25 protein-coding genes are annotated in these 24667 nt (G+C 69.3%); 3 read left to right on the top strand and 22 right to left on the bottom strand.

From position 1 onward, the window contains the following. Window positions 1-24: 24 nt before the first annotated feature. From BLS25_RS01610 to prmC, 17 genes are all read right to left on the bottom strand, one after another. The gene (locus tag BLS25_RS01610) at window positions 25-1557 is read right to left on the bottom strand and encodes an APC family permease (protein WP_074694196.1); all 1533 of its coding nucleotides are present in this window, start codon (window positions 1555-1557) and stop codon (window positions 25-27) included. 43 nt (window positions 1558-1600) lie between these two features. After that, a complete protein-coding gene (locus BLS25_RS01605; RefSeq protein ID WP_056227148.1) occupies window positions 1601-2374 on the bottom strand; it encodes a PP2C family protein-serine/threonine phosphatase in 774 nt (257 codons plus the stop codon). Between the two features lie 118 nt (window positions 2375-2492). Continuing rightward, the gene (locus tag BLS25_RS01600; RefSeq protein WP_074694195.1) at window positions 2493-3473 is read right to left on the bottom strand and encodes an aldo/keto reductase; all 981 of its coding nucleotides are present in this window, start codon (window positions 3471-3473) and stop codon (window positions 2493-2495) included. Between the two features lie 65 nt (window positions 3474-3538). Next, complete coding sequence (locus tag BLS25_RS01595) at window positions 3539-4234, bottom strand: hypothetical protein (protein ID WP_056227142.1); 696 nt, start codon at window positions 4232-4234, stop codon at window positions 3539-3541. 100 nt (window positions 4235-4334) lie between these two features. Beyond that, window positions 4335-5084: a YaaA family protein gene (locus tag BLS25_RS01590; protein WP_074694194.1), complete on the bottom strand. Its 750-nt coding sequence runs from the start codon at window positions 5082-5084 to the stop codon at window positions 4335-4337. A 72-nt stretch (window positions 5085-5156) separates the two neighbouring features. Further along, window positions 5157-5417 (bottom strand): F0F1 ATP synthase subunit epsilon, encoded by a 261-nt coding sequence (locus BLS25_RS01585; protein ID WP_056227136.1) that lies wholly within the window; start codon window positions 5415-5417, stop codon window positions 5157-5159. 1 nt (window position 5418) lies between these two features. Further along, on the bottom strand, window positions 5419-6867 hold the full coding sequence (atpD, locus tag BLS25_RS01580; RefSeq protein WP_056227133.1) for a F0F1 ATP synthase subunit beta: 1449 nt from the start codon (window positions 6865-6867) through the stop codon (window positions 5419-5421). Window positions 6868-6889: 22 nt separating this feature from the next. Next, entirely contained in the window at window positions 6890-7789 is a 900-nt protein-coding gene (locus BLS25_RS01575; protein WP_074694193.1) for a F0F1 ATP synthase subunit gamma, read from the bottom strand. A 24-nt stretch (window positions 7790-7813) separates the two neighbouring features. After that, window positions 7814-9445 (bottom strand): F0F1 ATP synthase subunit alpha, encoded by a 1632-nt coding sequence (atpA, locus tag BLS25_RS01570; protein WP_056227128.1) that lies wholly within the window; start codon window positions 9443-9445, stop codon window positions 7814-7816. A gap of 62 nt (window positions 9446-9507) precedes the next feature. Continuing rightward, on the bottom strand, window positions 9508-10296 hold the full coding sequence (locus BLS25_RS01565) for a F0F1 ATP synthase subunit delta (RefSeq protein WP_056227126.1): 789 nt from the start codon (window positions 10294-10296) through the stop codon (window positions 9508-9510). Then, window positions 10296-10856 carry a F0F1 ATP synthase subunit B gene (locus BLS25_RS01560; RefSeq protein ID WP_056227124.1) on the bottom strand — a complete coding sequence of 187 codons (561 nt, stop codon included), beginning with the start codon at window positions 10854-10856 and terminating at the stop codon, window positions 10296-10298. The genes BLS25_RS01565 and BLS25_RS01560 overlap by 1 nt, the downstream gene beginning before the upstream one ends. A 35-nt stretch (window positions 10857-10891) precedes the next feature. Then, window positions 10892-11125 (bottom strand): F0F1 ATP synthase subunit C, encoded by a 234-nt coding sequence (atpE, locus tag BLS25_RS01555; RefSeq protein ID WP_043360904.1) that lies wholly within the window; start codon window positions 11123-11125, stop codon window positions 10892-10894. Window positions 11126-11169: 44 nt separating this feature from the next. After that, on the bottom strand, window positions 11170-11889 hold the full coding sequence (gene atpB / locus BLS25_RS01550) for a F0F1 ATP synthase subunit A (protein WP_371129297.1): 720 nt from the start codon (window positions 11887-11889) through the stop codon (window positions 11170-11172). Between the two features lie 304 nt (window positions 11890-12193). Continuing rightward, window positions 12194-12682 carry a Cg1360 family ATP-synthase-associated protein gene (locus BLS25_RS01545; RefSeq protein WP_056227123.1) on the bottom strand — a complete coding sequence of 163 codons (489 nt, stop codon included), beginning with the start codon at window positions 12680-12682 and terminating at the stop codon, window positions 12194-12196. Then, a complete protein-coding gene (locus tag BLS25_RS01540) occupies window positions 12679-13851 on the bottom strand; it encodes an MraY family glycosyltransferase (RefSeq protein WP_074694191.1) in 1173 nt (390 codons plus the stop codon). Before BLS25_RS01540 ends, BLS25_RS01545 begins: the two co-directional genes overlap by 4 nt. Then, on the bottom strand, window positions 13848-14585 hold the full coding sequence (locus tag BLS25_RS01535; protein ID WP_074694190.1) for an L-threonylcarbamoyladenylate synthase: 738 nt from the start codon (window positions 14583-14585) through the stop codon (window positions 13848-13850). Before BLS25_RS01535 ends, BLS25_RS01540 begins: the two co-directional genes overlap by 4 nt. A 39-nt stretch (window positions 14586-14624) precedes the next feature. Next, window positions 14625-15518, bottom strand: a complete 894-nt coding sequence (prmC, locus tag BLS25_RS01530) for a peptide chain release factor N(5)-glutamine methyltransferase (protein ID WP_074694189.1) — start codon at window positions 15516-15518, stop codon at window positions 14625-14627. Between the two features lie 98 nt (window positions 15519-15616). Here prmC and cysK point away from each other — a divergent pair, with 98 nt between their 5' ends. Genes cysK through BLS25_RS01515 form a run of 3 tightly spaced genes read left to right on the top strand, consistent with a single transcriptional unit; the run spans window position 15617 to window position 18576 of the window. Beyond that, a complete protein-coding gene (gene cysK, locus BLS25_RS01525; RefSeq protein WP_056227115.1) occupies window positions 15617-16555 on the top strand; it encodes a cysteine synthase A in 939 nt (312 codons plus the stop codon). A 1-nt stretch (window position 16556) separates the two neighbouring features. Continuing rightward, window positions 16557-17126, top strand: a complete 570-nt coding sequence (gene epsC / locus BLS25_RS01520; RefSeq protein ID WP_143017787.1) for a serine O-acetyltransferase EpsC — start codon at window positions 16557-16559, stop codon at window positions 17124-17126. A 49-nt stretch (window positions 17127-17175) separates the two neighbouring features. Beyond that, window positions 17176-18576 (top strand): amidase, encoded by a 1401-nt coding sequence (locus tag BLS25_RS01515; RefSeq protein WP_074694187.1) that lies wholly within the window; start codon window positions 17176-17178, stop codon window positions 18574-18576. Between the two features lie 109 nt (window positions 18577-18685). Here the strand turns inward: BLS25_RS01515 and BLS25_RS01510 are convergent, their stop codons facing one another. From BLS25_RS01510 to thrC, 5 genes are all read right to left on the bottom strand, one after another. Next, the gene (locus BLS25_RS01510; RefSeq protein ID WP_074694407.1) at window positions 18686-19279 is read right to left on the bottom strand and encodes a GrpB family protein; all 594 of its coding nucleotides are present in this window, start codon (window positions 19277-19279) and stop codon (window positions 18686-18688) included. A gap of 9 nt (window positions 19280-19288) precedes the next feature. Continuing rightward, window positions 19289-20365 carry a peptide chain release factor 1 gene (prfA, locus tag BLS25_RS01505; protein ID WP_074694406.1) on the bottom strand — a complete coding sequence of 359 codons (1077 nt, stop codon included), beginning with the start codon at window positions 20363-20365 and terminating at the stop codon, window positions 19289-19291. Between the two features lie 18 nt (window positions 20366-20383). Further along, window positions 20384-22501: a transcription termination factor Rho gene (gene rho / locus BLS25_RS01500; RefSeq protein WP_074694186.1), complete on the bottom strand. Its 2118-nt coding sequence runs from the start codon at window positions 22499-22501 to the stop codon at window positions 20384-20386. A gap of 153 nt (window positions 22502-22654) precedes the next feature. Beyond that, window positions 22655-23587 (bottom strand): homoserine kinase, encoded by a 933-nt coding sequence (gene thrB / locus BLS25_RS01495; RefSeq protein ID WP_074694185.1) that lies wholly within the window; start codon window positions 23585-23587, stop codon window positions 22655-22657. After that, a complete protein-coding gene (gene thrC / locus BLS25_RS01490) occupies window positions 23584-24666 on the bottom strand; it encodes a threonine synthase (RefSeq protein WP_074694184.1) in 1083 nt (360 codons plus the stop codon). The genes thrB and thrC overlap by 4 nt, the downstream gene beginning before the upstream one ends. Window position 24667 lies beyond the last annotated feature (1 nt).

Here is a 24667-nt window from a genome sequence, read left to right as displayed (position 1 = left end):
GCCCCTCCACGGTGCGGCGGCCGCTCAAATGCCCCCGTCGACCGAGCGCGGGTGGGCGATCGGCTCGTCCGGGACGAGCACCTCGGTCTCGCGGTTGAGGCTCTCGCCGCGGAAGAACGGCTTCGATCCCGGGAACAGGTACCAGAGCACCATCAGCACGATCCCGATCGCCAGCGCCCCGATACCGACGACGAAGGTGCCGCCGATGCCGAGGAGCACGGTGTTGCCGTACTCGGGGTCGTACATGTCGACGGCCGACTGCACGAAGGCGTACGTCAGTATGAGGGCTCCCAGCAGGGGCAGGATGCCGCGGTAGACGAGGTTCTTCGTCGACGAGAACAGCTCGCGTCGGTAGAACCACACGCAGGCGTACCCCGTCATCGCGTAGTAGAAAGCGATCGCGAGCCCGAGCGACAGGATCGAGTCCTGCAGGATGTTGTCGCTGATGATCGTCATGCCGACGTAGTAGACGCTCGCGACGACGCCCATCACCAGCGTCGAGAACGACGGCGTGCGGAAGCGCGGGTGCACCGTCTGGAAGCGGTGCGGCAGCGCCTTGTAGGCGGCCATCGCGAGCGTTCCCCGCGCGGTCGGGAGGATCGTGGTCTGCGTCGACGACACCGCCGAGATGAGCACGGCGACGATCAGGACCCACCCGAACGGACCGAACAGGTCGTCCTTGAGCGCGAGGAACACGTCGTCGGCGTTGGCGGGGTTGGCCAGCCCCGCTCCGTCCTCGCCGACGCCGGCGTACATCATCGCCGCCACCGTGACCGTGACGTAGGTGCCGAGCAGGATGACGGTGGTCAGGAGCGCGGCGCGCCCCGGGATGCGCTTCGGGTCCTTGGTCTCTTCGTTGAGCGCCAGGCAGGTGTCCCACCCCCAGTAGATGAACAGCGCGAGCAGGACGGCCTCGGTGAACCCGCTCCAATCCGTGAACCCGAACGGGTTGAACCACGCAAGATCGAAGGGGGTGGGATTCGGCGCCGTCCCGTCGAAGAACTTCCACAGCGCCAGCACCACGAAGAGAACCAGCACGATGTACTGCACCGCGAGCAGAATGTTCTGGATCCGCTCGCCGATCTCGACCCCGCGGTAGCTCACGTAGGTCATCGCGGCGACGAAGGCCACGCCCGTTGCGGTGACGAGCGGCACGTTCTCGGCGAGGGAACCGTCTCCGATCAGCGACCACAGGTAGATGCCGGCGATCTGCGACAGGTTGGCGAGCACCACCATCCCCGCGACGGCGACACCCCAACCTCCCATCCACCCGACCCAGGGGCCGAACGCCTTCGTCCCCCACGTGAACGTGGTGCCGCAGTCGGGCACCTCGTTGTTCAACTCGCGGTAGGCGAAGGCGATGAACAGCATCGGGATGAAGGCCAGCACGAACGCGATGGGCGCCGACGCCCCGACCGCGAGGACGACGAAGCCGAGCGTCGCGACGAGGGAATACACCGGTGCGGTGGATGCGAGACCGATCACGGTCGAGCCCCACAGGCCCAGGGTTCCAGTGGCCAGGCCTTTGCCGGCCGTCCGTTCGGGTGCGGAGGTCATATGCCGAACGTAGAATCCGCGGTCTCCGCGGTCAAGATGATTTTCAGGCGGAGCGGCGGGCGACGTCGAGGACGACGATCGAGATGTTGTCGCGTCCGCCGTTCTCGAGGGCGGCGGCCATCATGGCCTCGACGGCTGCAGCCGGGTCCGTGTTCGCCTCGAGGAAATGACGGATGCCGAAATCCGTGAGCTCTTTGGTGAGACCGTCGGAGCAGATCACGAAGCGATCGCCGTCGAGCACGTCGAGGCGGAGGTAGTCGGGCTTGACGCTGTCGCTCGGTCCCACGGCGCGGGTGATCACGTTTCCGTAGGGGTGGTTCTCAGCTTCTTCAGGGCTCAGACGCCCGGCGGCGATGAGCTCTTGCACCACGGAGTGATCGGTCGTCACCTGGACGATCTCGCCGTCGCGCAGAAGATACACGCGCGAGTCGCCGATGTTCAGCGTCACCCAGTGCGGTTCTTCGGTGTGGGTCTCGAGGTACACGCCGGTGAGGGTGGTTCCGGTGCCCTCGTCGGTGGTCTCGGGGTGGGCCACGATGTCTTTGACCGCGCGCGAGAGCGCCTTCTCGATGTTCTTCGTCGAGACCGGGCCCGTCGCGACCACGGCACGGAGCCGCTCGACGGTGCTCGCGCTCGCGATCTCTCCGCCGAGATGCCCGCCCATGCCGTCGGCGACGACGAACAGCGGGAAGTCGGCGAGGACGGCGTCCTGGTTCACCTCGCGGCGGCGTCCGACCTCGGTGCTGGCCGCCCACGACAGCTCGAGAACGGTGTCACCGAGCGGGACGGTGCGCGTGTGGGTGGTCACCTCGGGCACGAACGATCCTCCGGTTGGCCGACGACTGCGCCGGCGGAAACGCACGGCCCTGTCATCTTAGTCGACGCTCGGGCACGATCCGAGGACGCGCCGCACCGACACATCCCAGCGGTGGCATTCATCCCGCGGCCGGATCGGCGGGCAGAGGAAGGATGCCGTCGATCTCGGCGAGATCCTCGGCGCTCGGCGTCCAGGCGGTGGCGGCTGCGGCATTGGCGCGCACCTGCTCTGCGCTCGTCGCACCCGCGATGACGCTCGCGACCAGGGGGTTGGCGAGGAACCAGGCGAAGGTCGCCTCGAGCATCGTGATCCCGCGTGCATCGCAGAAGGCCTGGTAGCGCTCGAGCGCGTCCCAGGGGGCGTCACGCCACAGGTGGGGTCGCTGACGCATGATTCGGCTCCCCTCAGGGCCCCCGTCCCGCGTGAACTTGCCGGTCAGCAGGCCGTTGTGCAGGGGGAAGAAGGGCAGGAACCCGAGGCCGTAACGAGCGGCGGCCGGCAGCACCTCCCGCTCGGCGGCGCGGGCCAGCAGGCTGTACTGATTCTGGGCCGAGACGAACCGCACGCCGTCGGCGGCATGCTCGGCCTCGGCGATCCGCCACCCTGAGAAGTTCGAATGCCCGATATAGCGCACCTTGCCCTCGCGGACGAGGTCGGCGAGGGCGTCGAGGGTTTCCTCGATCGGCGTCGACGGGTCGGGCGTGTGCAGCTGGTACAGGTCGATCCAGTCGGTGCGCAGGCGTCGGAGCGAGTCTTCGACGGCACGACGCACGTGCGCGCGGGATCCCTTGGACCCCCCGGTCACCGCGGGGGCGAAGTCGGCGTGCCCGAACTTCGTGGCCAGCACGACCTGATCGCGGCGCCCCTCGAGCGCCTCCCCCATCAGCGTCTCGGACAAACCGAACTCGTGACCGTACATGTCGGCGGTGTCGAGGAAAGTCACGCCCGCATCGATCGCCGCATCGAGCACCGCGCGCGTTCCGTCGAGTGTCTCGGTGGCGGTTCCCGCTCGTCCGAAGTTGTTGCAGCCCAGGCCCACCGCGGAGACGCGGAGTCCGGAGCGACCGACGGCACGAAGAGGAAGAACGGAGGACGTCATCTCTCCACGCTATCGCCGAGGACGACGAAGGGCTCCCCGTCGACACGGGGAGCCCTTCGCGGAGGTCAGACCTGGGGGCCGGCCGGCGGAGCCGGGGGCGGCGGCGTCGTTCCCGGAGCGGGCGGGGGCGGCGTCGTTCCCGCTGCGGGCGGAGTCTGCGGCGGGCTGTACGGCTGCGCCGGCGGTGCACCGTATCCGGGACCGGCGTATCCTCCGCCGTTGCCGGCGACCGGCTGGCTGGGCTGAACGGGGATCCCGTTCCAGACCGTCTTGTCGGCCAGGAACGAGTTCGCCCACGGCGCGGGCGGGATCGCGGGGTTCCAGCGGTTGTTGCTGAATGCAATGATCGCGAGCCAGATGAGCGCACCGACGCCCGGGATCAGCCAGAGAAGAAGCAGCGGCCAGTCCTTACCGAGCTTGAGGCCGATACGGTACGAGTACATCACCGCGACGGCGAGGATGACCAGGCTGAACACCGGTCCGATGACGGGGATGTTCGACAGGACGCTCGAGGCGACGATGGCGATCAGCACGACCCACGGCGACACGTCACCGAGCTTGGCCGCGATCAGTCCGTTGTAAACCGGAACCCAGGCGCGCCACTTGCCCTGCACACCGGCCTTCTCGAAGATCTTCATGTAGAGGAACGACGAGATCACGTACGCCGCGAGGGCGAGGATGAGGAAGATCGGGATCAGGACGAGCAAGATGGCGAGAGCAGCGGCGCTGCCCCCGTCGTCGTAATAGTAGGAGTCACTCATGCGAGTTCCTTTCCAAGCGAGTGCGCGGGAAGCATCCACGCACCCCCCGCGCCTCACATGCTAGCGAAGCTGAGACTTTCCTGACAGGGGCACGCCCATGTCATACAATGAGCGTCACCTCGCCGGCCTCCCCCGGGCGGACCACCCACCCCGCGTCGGACGCCCAGCTCACGAACTCGTCGAGCGAGGCGATGCGGACGCCCCGGGACGCGAGGGATCGCACCAGCTCACCCTTCGCATGCTTGTTGAAGTGGTTGAGTGCGCGAGTCCGACCACCCGAGTCCTCGCTCATGACCCGCACGTAGGCCGAGGGGACACCCTCCGGCAGCGGCCCGAGAGCCGCGTACGCCTCCGAGCGCAGGTCGAGGACGAAGTCGGGTCGGCGCTGCGCCCACGCCTGTCGAACGGCATCCGCCCAGATCCGCCGCAGAGCCGGGGCGCCGGGCAGCGACGTCCCCGCTGCCAGGCGATACGGCGGGATGCCGTCGAGGGCACCGACCGGCCCGAACGGCGCCGACTGGATGAGGACGTGCTCGCCGAGCCATGAACGGGATGCCGCATCGAGGGACGCGGCATCCAGGGCATCGAACAAGACCCCGGTGTAGCGATCGATCGCCGGCATGGTGGGCGCCGTGCGCACCGCGGCGTTGTCGGCGATCTCGTGCCGACGCTTCGCACTGATCTTCAGCACGCGCGCGGCCTCGTCCTCGTCGGAGGACAGCGCGACCAGCGCGGCGACGACCGTTTCGCGCGCGTCCCGGAGAGAAGGGAGCGCGAGGGACGGCAGATCGAGCATCGGACCGTCGCCGCCGGGGCGCTTGGTCTCGGACGGAGGGAGCAGGACGAGCATGGGACCCTTCGGGAAAACAGCGACGCGCGCCGCCCGGAGAACCGGGCGACGCGCGTCAGCGATGAAGCGGCGTCAGGAGACGAGAGCGGCGTTTCCGGCGACGATGGTGAGTTCGTCGTCGGCCATCGACAGGAAGCCGTCCTCGGCGTTGGCCAGGATCTTCGTGCCGTCGGTGCGGGTGATGCGCACCTCGCCCTGGGCGAGGATCGCGAGCACCGGCTCATGCCCCTGCATGAAGCCGATCTCACCCTCGACGGTCTTGGCGACGACGAGCGTCGCCTCCCCCGTCCACACCTCGGCGTCTGCCGACACCAGGCTCACGCGCAACGACATGTCAGCCGTTCTCCTTCTGGATCTGCGCCCACTTGGCCTCGACGTCGGAGATGCCACCGACGTTGAAGAACGCCTGCTCGGCGACGTGGTCGAAGTCACCCTTGACGATCGCGTCGAACGACTCGATGGTCTCCTTGATCGGGACCGTGGAGCCCTCGACACCGGTGAACTTCTTGGCCATGTAGGTGTTCTGCGAGAGGAACTGCTGGATGCGGCGCGCACGCGACACGACGATCTTGTCTTCCTCGGAGAGCTCGTCGACACCGAGGATGGCGATGATCTCCTGCAGTTCCTTGTTCTTCTGAAGGATCTGCTTCACGTTGGTGGCGACGCGGTAGTGGTCGGCACCGATGTAGCGCGGGTCGAGGATGCGGCTCGTCGAGGTCAGCGGGTCGATGGCCGGGTACAGACCCTTCGACGCGATCTCACGCGAGAGCTCGGTGGTGGCGTCGAGGTGCGCGAACGTGGTCGCGGGAGCCGGGTCGGTGTAGTCGTCGGCGGGGACGTAGATTGCCTGCAGCGAGGTGATCGAGTGACCGCGAGTCGACGTGATGCGCTCCTGGAGCACACCCATCTCGTCGGCGAGGTTCGGCTGGTATCCCACGGCGGAGGGCATGCGGCCGAGCAGCGTCGAGACCTCGGAACCGGCCTGCGTGAAGCGGAAGATGTTGTCGATGAACAACAGCACGTCCTGCTTCTGCACGTCGCGGAAGTACTCCGCCATCGTCAGGGCCGAGAGGGCGACGCGCAGACGCGTTCCCGGCGGCTCGTCCATCTGGCCGAACACGAGGGCGGTCTTGTCGAAGACACCCGCCTCTTCCATCTCGGCGATGAGGTCGTTGCCCTCACGGGTGCGCTCACCGACACCGGCGAACACCGACACACCACCGTGGTCCTGCGCGACGCGCTGGATCATCTCCTGGATGAGGACGGTCTTGCCGACACCGGCGCCACCGAACAGACCGATCTTTCCACCCTGCACGTAGGGGGTCAGGAGGTCGATCGACTTGATGCCGGTCTCGAACATCTCGGTCTTCGACTCGAGCTGGTCGAAGCTGGGCGCCTTGCGGTGGATGCCCCAACGCTCGGTGACCTCGATGGTCTCGCCGGGGGCGCCGTTGAGCACCTCGCCGGTCACATCAAAGACCTTGCCCTTGGTGACGTCGCCGACAGGCACCGAGATGGGGCCGCCGGTGTCGCGCACTTCCTGGCCGCGGACCATGCCGTCGGTGGGCTTGAGCGAGATGGCGCGGACGAGGTCGTCACCGAGGTGCTGGGCGACCTCGAGCGTGATCTCGGTCGACTCGTCACCGATGGTGATCGTCGTCTTCAGAGCGTTGTAGATCTCGGGGATCGCGTCATGCGGGAACTCGATGTCGACGACCGGGCCGGTGACGCGCGCGACGCGTCCGACGACGGCCGCGTCGGTCTTCTCGGCGGTGAGGCTCATGGCTTCTTCTCTCCTTGGGAACTTACTTGCCGGATGCCAGGGCATCGGCGCCGCCGACGATCTCGGCGATCTGCTGCGTGATCTCCGCCTGACGCGCGTTGTTGCGCAGGCGGGTGTAGTCGGTGATGAGCTTGTCGGCGTTGTCGCTGGCCGACTTCATGGCCTTCTGCGTCGCGGCGTGCTTTGCGGCCGACGACTGGAGGAGGGCGTTGAAGATGCGGCTCTGGACGTAGACCGGCAGGAGCGCATCGAGCACGGTCTCTGCATCCGGCTCGAACTCGTAGAGCGGGTACACCTCGGCCTGGGCCGGAGCCTCGTCCGCCTCGAGGACCTCGAGGGGAAGAAGACGGACCGACTCGGGCGACTGCGTCATCATGCTGACGAAGCGGTTGTACACGAGGTGGATCTCGTCGACGCCGTCGTTCTCGCCACCCTCGCGGTAAGCCTTCAGGACGGCATCCGAGATCTCTTCCGCCGTCGAGAACTGCGGGGTGTCGGTGTCGCCGACCCACTGTGCGACGCTCGCCATGCGACGGAACTGGAAGTATCCGACGGCTTTGCGCCCGACGAGGTAGAACACGACCTCTTTGCCCTGCGAACGGAGCAGCTCGGCCAGCTCGAGCGCCTCACGGAGGATCTGCGAGTTGAACGCGCCGGCCAGGCCGCGGTCGGAGGTGAAGACGACCAGGGCCGAGCGACGGATGTTCTCACGCTCGGTGGTCAACGGGTGATCGACGGAGGAGTGAGTGGCCACCGCGGAGACGGCGCTCGTGACGGCCCGCGCGAAAGGGGATGCCGCGCGCACACGCGCCATCGCCTTCTGAATGCGTGAGGCCGCGATGAGCTCCATCGCCTTGGTGATCTTCTTGGTCGTCTGAGCAGAAGAGATCTTCTGCTTGTAGACCCGTAGCTGTGCGCCCATGATTTACGTCCGTGTCCTCGCTCCTCAGCGACGGCCTTTGACGATCCGCTCCTGGTTCACGTCTTCCGCCTCGGCGGCGTCGACCTTCTCGGCGCCGACGACGCCCTGGTCCTTGCCGGGCTGGAACTCCTTGGTGAAGGCGTCGATCTGCTTCTCGAGCTCGGCGAGGGTGTCGTCACCCAGGGCGTTGGTCTCGCGCAGCGTGTCGAGCACGGTCGAGTTGCGGCGGAGGTAGTCGAGCAGCTCGCGCTCGAAGCGGAGCACGTCCGAGACCTCGACGGTGTCCAGCTTGCCGTTCGTGCCGGCCCAGATCGAGACGACCTGCTCCTCGACGGGGTACGGCGAGTACTGCGGCTGCTTGAGCAGCTCGGTCAGACGCGCACCGCGTGCCAGTTGACGACGCGAGGCCGCGTCGAGGTCGCTCGCGAACATCGCGAAGGCCTCGAGCGAGCGGTACTGCGCCAGCTCGAGCTTCAGGGTTCCGGAGACCTTCTTGATCGACTTGACCTGAGCGTCACCGCCGACGCGCGACACCGAGATACCCACGTCAACCGCGGGACGCTGGTTGGCGTTGAACAGGTCGGACTGCAGGAAGATCTGGCCGTCGGTGATCGAGATCACGTTGGTCGGGATGTATGCCGAGACGTCGTTCGCCTTGGTCTCGATGATGGGAAGACCCGTCATCGAACCCGCGCCGAGCTCGTCGGACAGCTTCGCGCAACGCTCGAGCAGACGCGAGTGCAGGTAGAAGACGTCGCCGGGGTACGCCTCGCGGCCCGGCGGGCGGCGCAGGAGCAGCGAAACGGCACGGTAGGCCTCGGCCTGCTTCGACAGGTCGTCGAAGATGATGAGGACGTGCTTGCCGCCGTACATCCAGTGCTGGCCGATGGCCGAGCCGGTGTAGGGGGCGAGGTACTTGAAGCCGGCGGGGTCGGAGGCGGGGGCCGCGACGATGGTGGTGTACTCCATCGCGCCGGCCTCTTCGAGCGCGCCCTTCACCGAAGCGATGGTCGAGCCCTTCTGGCCGATCGCGACGTAGATGCAACGCACCTGCTTGTCGACGTCGCCGGACTCCCAGTTCGACTTCTGGTTGATGATCGTGTCGATCGCGATGGCCGTCTTACCGGTCTGGCGGTCGCCGATGATGAGCTGACGCTGGCCGCGGCCGACGGGGATCATGGCGTCGATGGCCTTGATGCCGGTCTGGAGGGGCTCGTGCACGCTCTTGCGCTGCATGACGCCGGGCGCCTGGAGCTCGAGGGCGCGGCGGCCCTCGGTCGCGATCTCGCCGAGACCGTCGATGGGGTTTCCGAGCGGGTCGACGACGCGACCCAGGTACCCATCGCCGACGCCGACCGAGAGGACCTCACCGGTGCGGGTGACGCTCTGGCCTTCTTCGATGCCGGAGAACTCGCCGAGCACGACGACACCGACCTCGTTCTCGTCGAGGTTCTGGGCGAGGCCGAGCGTGCCGTCCGCGAAGCGGATGAGCTCGTTGGCCATGACGCCGGGAAGGCCCTCGACGTGAGCGATACCGTCGGCCGCGTCGACGACGGCGCCGACCTCGGTCGCCGCAGCGCCGGTGGGCTCGTAGGCGTTGACGAAGTCCTTCAGCGCGTCACGAATGACGTCGGGGCTGATAGAGAGATCTGCCATTGTCTTCCTTCGTTCGTGGGGCACTCGGCCCCCAGATCCACGCCCACTCGGGCGGAAAGTCTTCAGCCGGCGATGCGCTGGCGGAGGTCCGCGAGGCGTGCGGACACGCTCGCGTCGATCACGTCGTCGGCGACCTGCACGCGCAGCCCACCGACCACGGTCGGGTCGATCACGGTATTCAGCGTGACGGCCGAACCGTAACGTGCGCTGAGAGCGTTCTGGAGGCGGGACTGCTGGTCGGCGTTCAACGGCGTCGCCGCGAACACCGTCGCGACGATGCGCGCGCGCTGCTCGGCGACGATGCGCTCAGCGCGACGTAGGAGAGCACGGACGCGACGACCGCGGGCGTGCTCGACCAGCGACGAGACGATGAGTGCGGTCCCCGCGCTCGCCCGGCCGTCGAGGAGCTTCGAGACGAGAGCCCCCTTGGCCGACGCGCCGCCGAGGCGGCCGCCCAGCGCGAGCTCGAGTTCGCCGTTCGAGGCGACGGTGCGCGAGAACGAGAAGAGCTCGGCCTCGATGTCCGCGTCCTCGGCGACCGAGGTCGCGAGCACAGCGAGCTCTTCGAGTCCTTCGACGAACTCCGCGGAGTTCGACCAGCGCTGCTGCGCGGCGCTGGTCAGCAGCGCCACGGTCGCGGGCCGGTACGAGGCTCCGAAGACGCCGGACACCAGACCCGCACGAGCGGCGGGCGGCACCGACGAGTCGGACAGCGCGCCGCTCAGCTGCGCCGAGCCGCTCACGGCACCGACGGCCGCGAACAGTTCGCGCGCGACGTCGAGATCGACGCCCGAGGTGGAGGCCAGGGCCTCCGCGGTCGCGGTCCGCGCCTGAGTGGTCGCGCTGCCCATTACTTGGCCGCCTTCTCGGAAGCCTCGAGCTCGGCGAGGAAGCGGTCGACCACGGCGTTGGCGCGCGCGTCGTCCGTCAGGGTCTCACCGATGACGTTGCCCGCGAGGTCGACCGCGAGGGTACCGACCTCGGAACGCAGCTGCACGAGGGCCGTCTGACGCTCGGCCTCGATCTGAGCGTGCGCGGACGCGGTGATGCGAGCGGCCTCGGCCGACGCGGTCTCCTTGGCCTCCGCGACGATCTTGCGACCGTCCTGAGTGGCGTTCTCGCGGATCTCACCGGCTTCCTTGCGCGCCTCGGCGAGCTGGGCGGTGTACTCCTCGAGGGCGGCCTCGGCCTGTCGCTGAGCCTCGTCGGCCTTGGCGATGTTGCCCTCGATGGCAGCACTGCGCTCGTCGAGCAGCTTCGCCATGCGCGGCAGAGCGACGCGCCACACCACGAAGACGATGACAAGGAAGCACACGGCCGACCAGATGATGTCGTACCACGCCGGAATCAACGGGTTGTGTGCCGCCTCGCCCGCGGGCTCCGCGGCGAGAGTGACAAGAGCGTTCAGCATCCTGTCTCCTTACAGTGAATCGAGAGCGGCCGGGATCAAGTGAAGATGAAGCCGGTTGCGATACCGATGAAGGCGAGCGCCTCGGTGAAGGCGATACCGATGAACATCAGCACCTGCAGGCGGCCCGCGAGCTCGGGCTGACGAGCGACGCCCTCGATCGTCTTACCGACGACGATGCCCACGCCGATGGCGGGACCGATGGCGGCGAGACCGTAGCCGATCGTGGCGACGTTACCGGTGACCTGGGCGAGAACCGTAGTTGCGTCCACGGGTTTTTTCCTTTCGTTGGGTGGCTCGGCGTGCGCCGGGCCGCTCAGTGCTCTTCTGCGACCGCGAGCTGGATGTAGACCGCGGTGAGGATCGCGAAGACGTACGCCTGGAGGAAGGCGACGAAGATTTCGAACAGGGTGAAGGCGAAGCCGAAGGCGAGGGAGCCGGCGCCGAGCGCGGTCCACCATCCGCTGAGGTCCACCACGAAGAACTGCGTCGCGGCGAAGAACAGCACCAGCATGAGGTGGCCGACGACCATGTTCATCAGCAGTCGCAGCGTCAGGGTGACGGGGCGGATGATGAAGGTCGAGAGGAACTCGAGCGGGATGATCAGGATGTAGAGGAACCAGGGCAGCCCGGGAGGCATCAGCGAGTTGCGGAAGAAGCCGCCGGGGCTCTTCTTGATGCCCGCGTAGATGAAGGTGACGTAGGCCACGATCGCGAGGAGCATCGGAACCGCGATGACGCTGGTGCCGGCAATGTTCAGGAACGGGATGACACCCGTGATGTTCATGAACAGCACCATGAAGAAGATGGTGGTGAGGATCGGCAGGAAGCGCTTGCCGTCCTTGCGACCCAGGATGTCCTCGGCAATGTTCACGCGGACGAAGTCCAGGCCCATCTCGACGACGCTCTGGAAGCGACCGGGGACCACCGTCATGCGACGCGTGCCGACGACGAGGAGCGTGACCAGAACCACCGTCGCGAGCATCTGGATGAGGTTGATGCGCGTGATCGCGAACATCGTGCCCTCGAACAGCACCGCGTCGGGGAAGAACTCCGAGATGGAGGGCGGGTGGAATTCCGCACCCGCAGACGCGAAGTTCGTGATCAGGGTCGCAGCTTGAGTAGTCAGCGCTGGCTCCAGCTTCGGGGCATCGGTGTGAACCGTTGCGACGATGGTCGGTGATTGTTACCCGAAGTGCGAGCTTGGAGAAGAATTCCAATCGCGGGTGGGTACTCGTCCACCCTATCAAACTCCCGGCGGATCCATGAGTCCGCCCGGTGCGATCGTCTCGGCGCCGGACTAATGTGCCGCCGCCGACCGCACCATGGGATACGGCCGCTCAGGAGCGACGGTCGCCCGCCTCGGGGTCAGTGGGCAGGGTCACGTCGCTGACGCTGGGGATGCGCATGCGCAGGAGGACGACCACGTCGACCGCGAGCGAGGCGATGACGCTGACGACGAGCGCGACGTAGAACACCACGGGGTCGACCCAGCCCTGTCCGCGCAGCACGACGATCGCCACGATGAACAGGATGAGCTTGAGCAGCCAGCCGCCCAGCACGATGCCGAAGAAGATCGGGACGTAGAGCGGATCGCCGAACCACCGGTTCGCCACCAGGATGCTGATGGCCGTGACGGCGAGGAAGATCGCGCTGACCGCGACGCCGGACAGAGCGCTGCCGAGGCCGCCCCCTCCCCCGACGAGGAATCCGATGACGGCCCCGAGCACGAGGAGCACCGCCGTCACGATGCCGCCCCAGACCAGGGCGGTGCGCAGCACTGGGGTACTGGAGAGGGGACGACGAGGGGCGGGGGAAGCACTGCTCATGAGGGGGACTCCGGTCGGGTGGGTCGGGGGCGGCGGGACAGCCGCAGTCGGTGCTGGGAGGGCAGGAGGGTGAGAACGACGCACGCGAAGACGCCGATGACACCGAAGACGATGCCGAAGGCGTAGTCGCCGGGCCAGCTCTGCTGGGTGCCGATGTACATCAGCAGGAACGCGAGGCTCACCACGGCCGTCCAGCTGTAGAAGATGAGGACTGCGTCACGGTCGGTGTGCCCCATGTCGAGCATGCGGTGGTGCAGGTGCTTGCGATCCGGCGAGAACGGCGACCTGCCCGCCCACTGCCGGCGGGCGACCGCGAGACCGAAATCGAGCAGGGGCAGCAGGACGATGACCACGGGCAGCAGGATCGGGATGAACGCACCGAGCAGCTGCGACCGGCCGATCTTCTCGGGATCGAGCACTGCCGGGTCGAGCTGACCGGTGATGGCGACGGCCGAACTGGCCATGAGCAGCCCGAGCATCAGGGCCCCCGCGTCTCCCATGAAGAGCTTCGCCGGAGTCCAGTTCATCGGGAGGAAGCCGAGGCACGCTCCTACGAGGACGGCCGCGATGAACGACGCGAGGTTGAAGTACGTGCTCGCTCCGGTGTCGCGCACGAGCAGGTAGGAGTACGCGAAGAAGACGCCGTTCGCGATCAGGCAGACGCCGGCGACGAGACCGTTGAGTCCGTCGATGAAGTTCACCGCGTTCATCACGACCACCAGGGCGAACACGGTCAGCAGGAAGCTCACCCAGCTGGAGCCGACCGTCAGGGCACCGATCGGCAGCGAGAGGATCTGCAGTTGGCCGAACCAGGCGATGATGCCCGCGGCGACGAACTGCGCCCCGAGCTTGATCATCCAGTCGAGGTCCCAGAGGTCGTCGGCGACGCCGACGAGCACGATGAGCAGGACCGCCCCCAGCAGGGACAGCACCGGCACGGGGTCGATCCAGAAGATCGCGAAGTAGGGGTTGCGGCTCGACAGGGCGAAGGCCGCCACGACGCCGAGGAACATCGCGACTCCGCCGAGGCGCGGCGTCGGCGTCTTGTGCACGTCGCGATCGCGGATGCCGGGGTACAGCTTGAACCGCAGCGCGAGCTTCCACACCACCCACGACAGCGCGAGCGTGACCGCCGCCGTGAACAGGATGGTGAGGAGGTATTGGGTCACGGACCCGGCGCCTCGGCGTCCGGGGTCGTTGCGGCGGGGGCGGCGAGCGGGTCGACGACCTCGTCCACGGGGTCGGGCTCGAGCAGGTCGCCCACGACGGCGCGCAGCCGGTCGCGCGAGATCGCGCCCTCGCGCAGCACCCGGATCTGCGGCTCCGCTCCCCCGACGAGCGTAGTCGCGTCGATGATGGTGGAGGCAATGCCGGTCTCGCTGACGCCGGCGTCGAGGTAGACCGCGACGCTGTCGCCGAGCATGTCGCGCGCGGAGTCGATGTCGACGGCGGCGGCGCGTCCGGTGAGGTTCGCGCTCGACACGGCCAGCGGGCCGGTCTCTTCGAGGAGTTCCAGCGTCATCTTCTGAGCGGGCATGCGCACGGCCACCGTGCCGTGGGTGTCTCCGAGGTCCCACGAGAGCGAGGGCTGCGCGGGCAGCACGATGGTGAGGCCGCCCGGCCAGAACTCGCGGACGAGGTCGTCGACGGCGGGCGGGATCTCGGCCACGAGGGCCCGCAGCGTCCCCACCCCCGGCACGAGCACGGGGGGCGGCTGCTGGCGGCCCCGGCCCTTCGCCTCGAGCAGGCCGGCGACGGCGCGCGCGTTGAACGCGTCCGCGGCGATTCCGTAGACGGTGTCAGTGGGGAGCACGACGAGTTCGCCTCGGCCGATCGATTGACGCGCGTGGCGCATTCCGGACAGCAGCTGCGACTCGTCACGGCAGTCGTAGACGGGTGACATAACGCGCGCCAGTCTAGTCGCGCGCCACCGCCCGCGTCGTCAGGGGCGCACGGCGGTCGTGGCGCGATCCCGGGTCGTGAGGTCCGGGTGGGTCGCCGCCGATCGCCAGCCGTCGGCGATGAGGATCTCGCGGATGGCCGCGCCCTGCCACTCCCCGTGCTCGATGACGATCGTCGCGCCGGGGTGGCCCAGCCGCAGGCCCACGCGACTGAGGTGGCGCACGGCATCCAGCCCGTCCGGTCCTCCGTAGAGCGCCGCGGGTGGGTCGTAGAGGCGCACCTCGGGATCGCGGGGTATCGCGTCGTCAGGAACATAGGGAGGATTGGATGCCACGACGGACACGGTTCCGTCGAGCTCGGGAAAGGCGTCGGCGAGGTCGACGAACGCGAGCGTGACGTTGTCCGCGCCGATCCGGGCGACGTTGTGCTTCGTCCAGACGAACGCGTCGACCGAGTTCTCCGCGGCGAAGACGCGGGCGTGGGGCACCTCGGTCGCCAGCGCCAGCGCGATCGCTCCGCTGCCCGTGCCGAGGTCGACGGCGATCGGAGCCTCCGACGCGGCCGAACGCAGGGCATCGATGGCGAGCTGAGCCACCATCTCGGTCTCAGGACGGGGCACGAAGACCCCCGGTCCGACCGCGAGCTCCATCGATCGGAACGGGGCGAGACCCGTGAGGTGCTGCAGCGGCTCGCGGGCGGCGCGGCGATCCACGAGCGGCGCGAGGGCGCGGGCGGCGGGTTCCGGCATCCGGTCTCCGCGGATCGCGGCGGCCTGCACGCCCCCGCGGGACGATTCGAGGACGTGGGCCACCAGCAGTTCGGCGTCGACCTGGGGGTCGGGAACCCCCGCCGCGTTCAGTCGGTGAGCGGCCGCGCGCACGGTGTCGGCGACCGAAACGGCCGTGGGGGCGGGAGGCGGGACGGTTCCTGACATGACAGGAGCCCAGCCTAGTCGCGCAGCGTCACACAGCCGGTGGTGTCGGAGGGCTCGCCTAAAATGAACGCGTCCCGACCGACGGCGAAAGGCGAGCCATGCCCGGCATCCACTCCGACATCACCTCTGCATTCGGCGACACGCCGCTGGTGCGGCTGAACCGCGTCGCGGAGGGCGTCGGCGGCCAGATCCTCGCCAAGCTCGAGTTCTACAACCCCGCCTCGAGCGTCAAGGACCGCCTCGGCATCGCGATCATCGACGCGGCCGAGGCATCCGGCGAACTGAAGCCCGGCGGCACGATCGTCGAGTCGACCAGCGGCAACACCGGCATCGCCCTCGCGATGGTCGGCGCCGCGCGCGGGTACAAGGTCATCCTCACGATGCCCGCCTCGATGTCGAAGGAGCGCCGCATCCTGCTCAAGGCGTTCGGCGCCGAGCTCGTTCTCACCGACCCGACCAAGGGCATGTCGCACGCCGTCGACGAGGCCAAGCGCATCGTCGCAGAGACCCCCGGTGCGGTGTGGGCCCGCCAGTTCGAGAACGAGGCGAACCCCGCTATCCACCGCAAGACGACGGCCGAAGAGATCCTGCGCGACACCGAGGGCAAGGTCGACTACTTCGTGGCCGGCATCGGCACGGGCGGCACCATCACGGGTGTGGGCCAGGTGCTGAAGGAGCGCGTGCCCGGGGTCAAGGTCGTGGCGGTCGAGCCCGCCGACTCCCCCGTGCTCACCAAGGGCCACCCCGGCCCGCACAAGATCCAGGGCATCGGCCCCAACTTCGTGCCCGCGATCCTCGATCGCGACATCATCGACGAGGTGATCGACGTCGAGTTCGACGACGCCATCCGCCTCGCCCGCGAGACCGCGGCGAAGGACGGCATCCTCGTGGGAATGTCGTCGGGGGCGGCCATCTGGGCCGCCCTCGAGGTCGCGCGTCGCCCCGAGGCGGCGGGCAAGAACATCGTCGTCATCATCCCCTCGTACGGCGAGCGGTATCTCTCGACGGCGCTCTACGAGCACCTGCGCGAAGACTGACGTGGGGGTCCTCTCCCGCGTCCGCGAAGACATCTCCTCCGCCAAGCTCCGCGATCCCGCGGCGCGCGGCGGCCTCGAGATCGCCCTGCTGTACCCCGGGCTTCACGCCGTGTGGTCGTACCGCATCGCGAACCGGCTCTGGCGACGGGGCCTGCGTTTTCCAGCGCGGGCCCTGTCGCAGGTGACCCGGTGGCTCACCGGGGTCGAGATCCACCCCGGCGCCACGATCGGTCGACGCTTCTTCATCGACCACGGCATGGGTGTCGTGGTCGGCGAGACGGCCGAGGTCGGCGAGGACGTGATGCTGTACCACGGCGTCACCCTGGGCGGTCGTCAGCGCGAGGGCGGCAAACGCCACCCGACCCTGCACGACGGGGTGGCCGTGGGCGCGGGGGCCAAGATCCTCGGGCCGATCACGCTCGGTGCGCGGTCGGTCGTGGGGGCGAACGCCGTGGTCACCCGCGATGCACCGGCCGACAGCGTGCTCGTGGGCGTCCCGGCCACGGCGCGCACGCGCCGCAACGGCGAGGACACCCGCGCGCTGCTGACCACCCCGGAGTACTGGATCTGACCGCCGCGGCGGCTGTTTCCGTTCGGCCGGCCCGCCGTAGGCTCGGACAATGCCCCGACTGCACGATCTCTCGTTCGTGGCCCAGATCGACGGGCTCCGCAGCGGCGAGTACTCGCCCGCCGAGCTGACGCGCCACTACCTCGACCGCATCGACCACCACCGCGGTCTCGGCGCCTTCTCCGAGGTGACCCGGGATGCCGCGCTCCGACGTGCGGCCGACCTCCCCCGACCGGCCGACGGGTCTCTGTGGGGCGTCGCCCTGGCCGACAAGGACCTCGTCGCCCGCGCCGGAGTGCCCACGCGCTACGGCTCACGCTCACGGGTGAACCACGTGCCCGCGGCATCCGATCCCCTCGCAACGGCCCTCGACGCCGCCGGAGCGATCAACGTCGGCAAGACCAGCACCTCGGAGTTCGGTCTCACCGGCTTCACCGAACCGCTGATCCACGACTCGGCGCGAGACCCGTGGCGGCCTGCGGCCGGCGCGGGGGGCTCGAGCGGTGGCGCGGCGGTGGCGGTCGCTGCCGGGCTCCTCCCCGCGGCCGTCGGTTCGGACGGGGGCGGCTCGATCCGCATCCCCTCGGCGACCGTGGGTGTCGTCGGTCTCAAACCCTCACGCGGGCGTCTGCCGATCGGCTCGGGCTTCGACTCCCCCGACGGGTTGTCGGTGACGGGACCGATCGCGCGCTCGGTCGAAGACGCGGGGCTGCTTCTCGACGCCCTCGTCGGTCTCGCCCCCTTCTCGTACGCGACGGCCGCCCCCGGCACCGGACCCTTCGTCGACGCTGCTCGCCGCGACCCCGGTCGACTGCGCCTCGGGATCACCACCGTCTCGCCGTGGGACGACGACGAGGACATCGTCCTCGACGCCGACGCTCGCGCCGCCTTCGACACCGCCGCCGCCTGGCTCGACGACGCCGGACACGCGGTGACGGATGCCGACTGGCATCCATCCGGTTATGCCGAGCTGTTCCACGTGCTCTGGCGGGCGAGTGCCGCGCGCATCCCGCTGAGCGACGCCGATGCCGAGCTCGTCGAGCCGCTCACCGCGTGGCTCGTGCAGGAGGGGCGTCGCCTGTCGGCGCTCGAGCTGCTCGGCGGACTCGCGGCCGCCCGGGCCTTCGAGCGCCGCACCATCGCTGACTTCTCGGCCTTCGATGCGGTGCTCACCCCCGCTCTCGCGCAGCCCCCGCAGCCGATCGGCTCGTACGCGGGCCACAGCCCGGAGCGCACGTTCGCGATGCAGGTCGAGTACGCGCCGTATTCGAGCTTCGTCAACGTCGCGGGCCTGCCCGCGGTCACGATCCCGGTGACGACGGATGCCGAGGGCCACCCCGTCTCGGTGCAGCTCGTCGGCCGCCCCGGGGGCGAGGCCACGCTGCTGGAAGTCGCCGCTCAGCTCGAGGCGCGCCGGGGCCCGCTCCCCCACCCGCCCGCCTGGGACGCCTGACGCCCTTCGGTCCACAGCACAGGAGATCCGCCCGCGCCGAAGGGCCGACGCCGCCCTGCGCACGGGTCACGGCCGTGGATCCTGCGTTGTGGTCTCGGAAGGGCGGCCGTCAGGGCAACAGGCCCGCCGCGGTGAAAGCGCGGGTGTAGATCTCGCGGATCACGCCCTCTTTGCGGGCGTTGTACTCGCTCATCAGGCCGTCGGCCGCGACCTCGCGCTTGACCGCGGCGTACCGCTGGCGATCCGCCTCGTCGGCGCGCAGCCAGTCGCGGAAGAGGCGGTGCCGCGCGGCCTCGGGACTGTCGGGCGGCCACACGTGCAGGTTGGCGGCCGGCTCGGCCGAGACCAGGCAGCGGTGCCCGAGCCACCACGGCTCGCGCACGCGCAGCACGAACCCGAGCGCCTCGAGGGCCGGCACATAGGCGTCCTCATCGTCGGTGTCGGCGACCGTCAGGTCGATGTCGATGACGGGTTTGGCGGCCAACCCCGGCACCGACGTCGAGCCGACGTGCTCGATCTCGAGCACACGGTCGCCCAGGGCGCCGTCGATCCGGGAGCGGAGCATCTCGAAGACGCCGGGCCAGGCGGCATCCGGATCCACGATCTCGATCTGTCGCACCTGCTCGGCGGGGCCGACCCACGGTGAGAGTCCGGGCGGGGGCGGGGTGTCGTCGAACGACACGATCTGGGCGGCGGTGAGCACCACCCGAGCTTAGGAGTCGGCGAGGGCCGCGAGGCGCGCTTCTTCGTCGGCGGTGATCGCCGACTCGATGATCGGGCCGAGGGCGCCGTCCATCACCTGGTCGAGGTTGTACGCCTTGTACCCGGTGCGGTGATCGGCGATACGGTTCTCGGGGAAGTTGTAGGTGCGGATGCGCTCGGAGCGGTCCATGCCGCGGATCTGCGACTTGCGCGCATCGGCGGCGACGGCGTCGCGCTCCTCCTGCTGCTTGGCGAGCAGGCGGGCGCGAAGCACGCGCATGCCGGCCTCGCGGTTCTGCAGCTGCGACTTCTCGTTCTGCATCGAGACGACGATCCCGGTGGGAACGTGCGTGATGCGCACCGCGGAGTCGGTCGTGTTGACGGACTGACCACCGGGGCCCGACGAGCGGAAGACGTCGATCTTCAGGTCGTTCGTGTCGATCGCGACCTCTTCGGGCTCGTCGACCTCGGGGAAGACGAGGACGCCGGTCGTGGAGGTGTGGATGCGCCCCTGCGACTCGGTGGCGGGCACGCGCTGCACGCGGTGCACTCCGCCCTCGTACTTCAGATGCGCCCACACGCCCTGCGCGGGGTCGCTCGAGGAGCCCTTGATCGCGACCTGGACGTCCTTGTAGCCGCCGAGGTCGGACTCGGTGCGTTCGAGCAGCTCGGTCTTCCAGCCCATGGATGCCGCGTACTGCAGGTACATGCGCAGCAGATCGGCCGCGAAGAGGGCGCTCTCGGCGCCGCCCTCGCCGCCCTTGATCTCCATGATCACGTCACGGGCGTCGTCGGGGTCGCGCGGGATGAGCAGACGCCGCAGGCGCTCCTGCGTCTCGGCCACGCGATCCTCGAGAGCCGGGACCTCCTCGGCGAACGCGGAGTCCTCGCGGGCGAGTTCGCGCGCGGCATCCAGATCGTCGGATGCCGCGCGCCAGGCCTCGTAGGCGTGCACGATGCGACTGAGCTCGGCGTAGCGCCGGTTCACCCGTTTGGCGCGCGCGGCGTCAGCGTGGACCGCGGGGTCGTTCAGCTCGAGCTCGACCTCCCGGTGCTCGTCGAGCAGCCCGCGGACGGACTCGAAGATGCCGGAGTCGGACACGGCTCAGCGGATGCTGTTGTCGTCACCGCCGCGCGCGGGCGCCGGGATCGACTTCTGCATCTGCACCAGGAACTCGACGTTCGACTGGGTCTCCTTGAGCTTTCCGAGCACGACCTCGAGGGCCTGCTGGGGCTCGAGGCCGGCCAGCGCACGACGCAGCTTCCAGGTGATCTTGACCTCGTCGTTCGACAGGAGCATCTCTTCGCGGCGGGTGCTCGACGCGTTGACGTCGACGGCCGGGAAGATGCGCTTGTCGGCGAGCTGACGGTTCAGGCGCAGCTCGCTGTTGCCGGTGCCCTTGAACTCCTCGAAGATCACGTCGTCCATCTTGGAGCCGGTCTCGACGAGGGCCGTCGCGAGGATCGTGAGCGATCCGCCGTTCTCGATGTTGCGCGCGGCGCCGAAGAAGCGCTTCGGCGGGTACAGCGCCGAGGCGTCGACACCGCCCGAGAGCACGCGGCCCGAGGTGGGGGCGGCGAGGTTGTACGCGCGGCCGAGGCGCGTGATCGAGTCGAGCAGCACGACGACGTCGCGACCGAGCTCGACGAGACGCTTCGCGCGCTCGATGGCCAGCTCGGCGACGGTGGTGTGGTCTTCGGCCGGACGGTCGAAGGTCGAGGCGATGACCTCGCCGCGCACGGTGCGCTGCATGTCGGTGACCTCTTCGGGGCGCTCGTCGACGAGCACGACCATGAGGTGGACCTCGGGGTTGTTCGTCGCGATCGCGTTGGCGATCTGCTGCAGCACGATCGTCTTACCGGCCTTGGGGGGCGCGACGATCAGGCCGCGCTGACCCTTGCCGACCGGGGCGACCAGGTCGATGATGCGCTGCGTGAGCTTCTCGGGACCGGTCTCGAGGCGCAGGCGCTCCTGGGGGTACAGGGGCGTGAGGTTGTTGAACTCGACGCGCGTGGCGGCGTCGTCGACCGACAGACCGTTGATCGAGTCCACCTGCACGAGGGCGTTGTACTTCTGGCGGCCCTGCTGCTCGCCCTCGCGGGGCTGCTTGATGGCGCCGACGACGGCGTCGCCCTTGCGGAGGTTGTACTTCTTGACCTGACCGAGCGAGACGTAGACGTCGCTGGGACCGGGCAGGTAGCCGGTGGTGCGCACGAAGGCGTAGTTGTCGAGCACGTCGAGGACACCGGCGATGGGAACGAGCACGTCGTCCTCGCCGATCTCGGTCTCGAACTCGTCACCCGTGGTGCTCTGGCCGCGGCGCTTGTTGCGCTGACGGTTGCGGCTGTTCGCCGCCCCGCCCTGCTGCTGCTGGGCCTGCTGTCCGTTCTGGGCGTTGTCGCGCTGGGCGTTGTCGCGCTGGCCGCCCTGCGACGCGTTGTCGCGCTGGCCGCCCTGCTGCTGCGGGGCCTCGGCCTCGTCGGCGGCGGGCTGGGCCGGAGCCTCGGCCTTGTCGGCGTCGGTCTTGTTGCGGTTGCGGTTGCGCGAGCGGCTGCGGCCACGGCCGCGGGCCGGGGCCTCGTCGGCCTGCTCGGCGGCACCGTCGGCGGGCGCGGCGTCGGCCTGCTCGGCGTCGCCCTCGGCGGGCGCGGTGTCGGCGGCGGGCGCGTCAGCGGCGACCGCGGGGGTCTCGGTCTCGGCGTCGGCGGCCACGTCGGCGGCCGTCGTGACGGGGGTCGTCGCGGACTCGTCGGTCGCGGCCTCGGCGGCGGGCGCCTCGGCGGCGGCGGCCTTCTCTTCGGCGGCGGCGGCTTCGGCGGCGGCCGTCTCTTCGGCGGTCGCGCTCTTGGCACGGCGCGGGGCACGCTTGCGCGGGGCGCGTGCGGGCTTCTCGACCGGGGCCGCCTCTTCGGCGGCGGGCTCCGCGGCAGCGTCGGCGGCAGGCGCCTCCGGAGCGGAAGCCTCGGCAGCGGGTGCGGCGGCGGCGGGCGCGTCCGCGACCGCTTCGGCCGGGGCTTCCGCGGCGAGGGCGTCGTCGGTGAACAGCGCCTCGGGCTGCGCGGCGGCGGCCGCCTCAGCGGGCTCCTCGGCCGCGGAGGCGTCGGCGCCCTCGGGGGTCTGTTCGGTGTCGGTGCCCTCCGCCGCAGCCGTGGGCTGCTCGTCGGCGGGGGTCTCGGCGCCCTCGGGCGCGTCGACGGGCTGGGTCTCGGAGATGGACTCCACGAGTGCTCCTCAGAAAATGAAACGTGATCAGATCGCGCTTCGCCGTGCAGAACGCAGACGAAGGACACCAGCGGTTCGGGAGACTGCAGCCGATACCGGGTTCGCGATGTGTTGCGGATTTCGCAGGTGGTGCAGAGGCTCAGATTCGCGAAGTTACGCGGAACCCTCTGCGTTTTTCACTGTACCACCCTTGACGTCGACGGCGAGCATGAGCGCCTGCCACGGGGTGTCGACCACGGATGCCATAAGATCCGCCGCCTCGAGTCGCTGCCCCGGCCCGTCGGCCAGCACCAGCACGCTGGGCCCGGCTCCCGACACGACCGCCGCGTATCCCTCCGCGCGGAGGGCCCGCACGAGCCGATCGGTCTCGGGCATGGCCTGCGCGCGATAGTTCTGGTGCAGCTTGTCTTCGGTCGCCGCCATCAACAGCTCGGGGCTCTGCGTCATCGCCGCGATCAGCAGGGCCGAACGCGAGACGTTGAACACCGCATCCTCGCGCGGCACCTGCAGGGGCTGCAGGCTCCGCGCCACCGCGGTCGACATGGTGAAGCTCGGGACGAAGACCAGCGGAGAGACGCCGCGGTGGACGATGAGCTGCTTGTGCTGGGGGCCGGCGGCATCCATCCACGCGATGGTGAGTCCGCCGAACAGGCCGGGCGCGACGTTGTCGGGGTGGCCCTCCATCTCGGTGGCCAACCGCAGCAGATCGACGTCGCTGAAGGCGACCTCTCCCTCGAGCAGCCCCTTCGCGGCCAGGATGCCGGCGACCACGGCGGCCCCGGACGACCCCATGCCGCGCCCGTGGGGGATCACGTTGTGCGCCGTCAGTCGCAACCCCGGCAGGGAACGACCGACCGAGGCGTACGTGTGCGCCATCGCGCGCACCACGAGGTGCGAGGCGTCGCGGGGGACGTCCGCCGTCCCCTCCCCCTCGACCTGGATCTCGAGCCGGTCGCCGCCGAGCTGCTCGACGACGAGCTCGTCGTAGACGCTCAGCGCGAGGCCGAGGGTATCGAAGCCGGGCCCGAGGTTCGCGCTGGTGGCGGGAACGCGGACGGCGACCCGACGACCGGGGCCTGAGCTCACGCGGTCACCGGCTGCAGATCGAGCACGGAGGCGACCTCCGAGGTGGCGGCGTCGACGACCGTGGGCGACACGTCGGTGCCGTCGGCACGACGCAGGGCCCACTGGGGGTCCTTGAGACCGTGGCCGGTGACGGTGAGGACGACCTTCGCGCCGGCGGGCACGACGCCCGCCTCGGCGCGCTCGAGCAGGCCCGCGACGCTGATGGCCGAGGCGGGCTCGACGAAGATGCCCACTTCGCCGGCGAGGATCTTCTGCGCCTCGAGGATGCCGGCGTCGTCGATCGCGCCGAAGTAGCCGTCGGTGGCGTCACGGGCCTCGAGAGCCAGCTCCCACGACGCGGGGTTGCCGATGCGGATCGCGCTCGCGATGGTCTCGGGCTGCTTGACGACCTCACCGCGCACGAGGGGGGCGGAACCGGCGGCCTGGAAGCCGAACATGCGAGGCACGCGCGTGGCGACGCCGCGGGCGGCCTCTTCGCGGTAGCCGCGCGAGTACGCGGTGTAGTTGCCGGCGTTGCCGACGGGGATGAAGTGGAAGTCGGGGGCGTCCCCCAGGACCTCGACGACCTCGTAGGCGGCGGTCTTCTGCCCCTCGATGCGGTCGGGGTTCACCGAGTTGACCAGGTGCACCGGGTAGTGGTCGGCGAGCTCGCGCGCGATCTCAAGGCAGTCGTCGAAGTTGCCGCGGATCTGGATGAGTCGGCCGTTGTGCGCCACGGCCTGGCTGAGCTTGCCCATCGCGATCTTGCCCTCGGGTACGAGGACCGCGGCGGTGATGCCCGCGTGGGCGGCGTACGCCGCGGCCGAGGCCGAGGTGTTGCCGGTCGAGGCGCAGATGACGGCCTTCGCGCCGTGCTCGACGGCGCGCGAGAGGGCCACGGTCATGCCGCGATCCTTGAAGGAGCCCGTCGGGTTCATGCCCTCGTACTTCACCCAGACGTCGGCGCCGGTGCGACGCGACAGCGCGGGTGCGGGCAGCAGCGGCGTGCCGCCCTCGCCCAGGGTGACGACGGTGGAGGCGTCGGTGACACCCAGACGGTCGGCGTATTCGCGGAGGACTCCGCCCCAGAGGTGTGCCATG

Origin of the sequence: Microbacterium testaceum StLB037, assembly GCF_900104345.1 — a bacterium.
In the GTDB taxonomy this organism is placed as follows: Bacteria; Actinomycetota; Actinomycetes; order Actinomycetales; family Microbacteriaceae; genus Microbacterium; species Microbacterium testaceum_A.
This window is presented reverse-complemented; position numbering and strand designations above follow the sequence as displayed.

Coding starts and splice junctions, on each gene's coding strand:
- BLS25_RS01600 (WP_074694195.1), bottom strand. CDS start 3,473: ATGACGTCCTCCGTTCTTCCTCTTCGTGCCGTCGGTCGCTCCGGACTC.
- BLS25_RS01565 (WP_056227126.1), bottom strand. CDS start 10,296: ATGGGCAGCGCGACCACTCAGGCGCGGACCGCGACCGCGGAGGCCCTG.
- BLS25_RS01545 (WP_056227123.1), bottom strand. CDS start 12,682: ATGAGCAGTGCTTCCCCCGCCCCTCGTCGTCCCCTCTCCAGTACCCCA.
- cysK (WP_056227115.1), top strand. CDS start 15,617: ATGCCCGGCATCCACTCCGACATCACCTCTGCATTCGGCGACACGCCG.
- BLS25_RS01560 (WP_056227124.1), bottom strand. CDS start 10,856: ATGCTGAACGCTCTTGTCACTCTCGCCGCGGAGCCCGCGGGCGAGGCG.
- atpA (WP_056227128.1), bottom strand. CDS start 9,445: ATGGCAGATCTCTCTATCAGCCCCGACGTCATTCGTGACGCGCTGAAG.
- BLS25_RS01585 (WP_056227136.1), bottom strand. CDS start 5,417: ATGTCGTTGCGCGTGAGCCTGGTGTCGGCAGACGCCGAGGTGTGGACG.
- BLS25_RS01590 (WP_074694194.1), bottom strand. CDS start 5,084: ATGCTCGTCCTGCTCCCTCCGTCCGAGACCAAGCGCCCCGGCGGCGAC.
- BLS25_RS01575 (WP_074694193.1), bottom strand. CDS start 7,789: ATGGGCGCACAGCTACGGGTCTACAAGCAGAAGATCTCTTCTGCTCAG.
- BLS25_RS01515 (WP_074694187.1), top strand. CDS start 17,176: ATGCCCCGACTGCACGATCTCTCGTTCGTGGCCCAGATCGACGGGCTC.
- BLS25_RS01595 (WP_056227142.1), bottom strand. CDS start 4,234: ATGAGTGACTCCTACTATTACGACGACGGGGGCAGCGCCGCTGCTCTC.
- BLS25_RS01535 (WP_074694190.1), bottom strand. CDS start 14,585: ATGTCACCCGTCTACGACTGCCGTGACGAGTCGCAGCTGCTGTCCGGA.
- prmC (WP_074694189.1), bottom strand. CDS start 15,518: ATGTCAGGAACCGTCCCGCCTCCCGCCCCCACGGCCGTTTCGGTCGCC.
- atpD (WP_056227133.1), bottom strand. CDS start 6,867: ATGAGCCTCACCGCCGAGAAGACCGACGCGGCCGTCGTCGGACGCGTC.
- BLS25_RS01610 (WP_074694196.1), bottom strand. CDS start 1,557: ATGACCTCCGCACCCGAACGGACGGCCGGCAAAGGCCTGGCCACTGGA.
- thrC (WP_074694184.1), bottom strand. CDS start 24,666: ATGGCACACCTCTGGGGCGGAGTCCTCCGCGAATACGCCGACCGTCTG.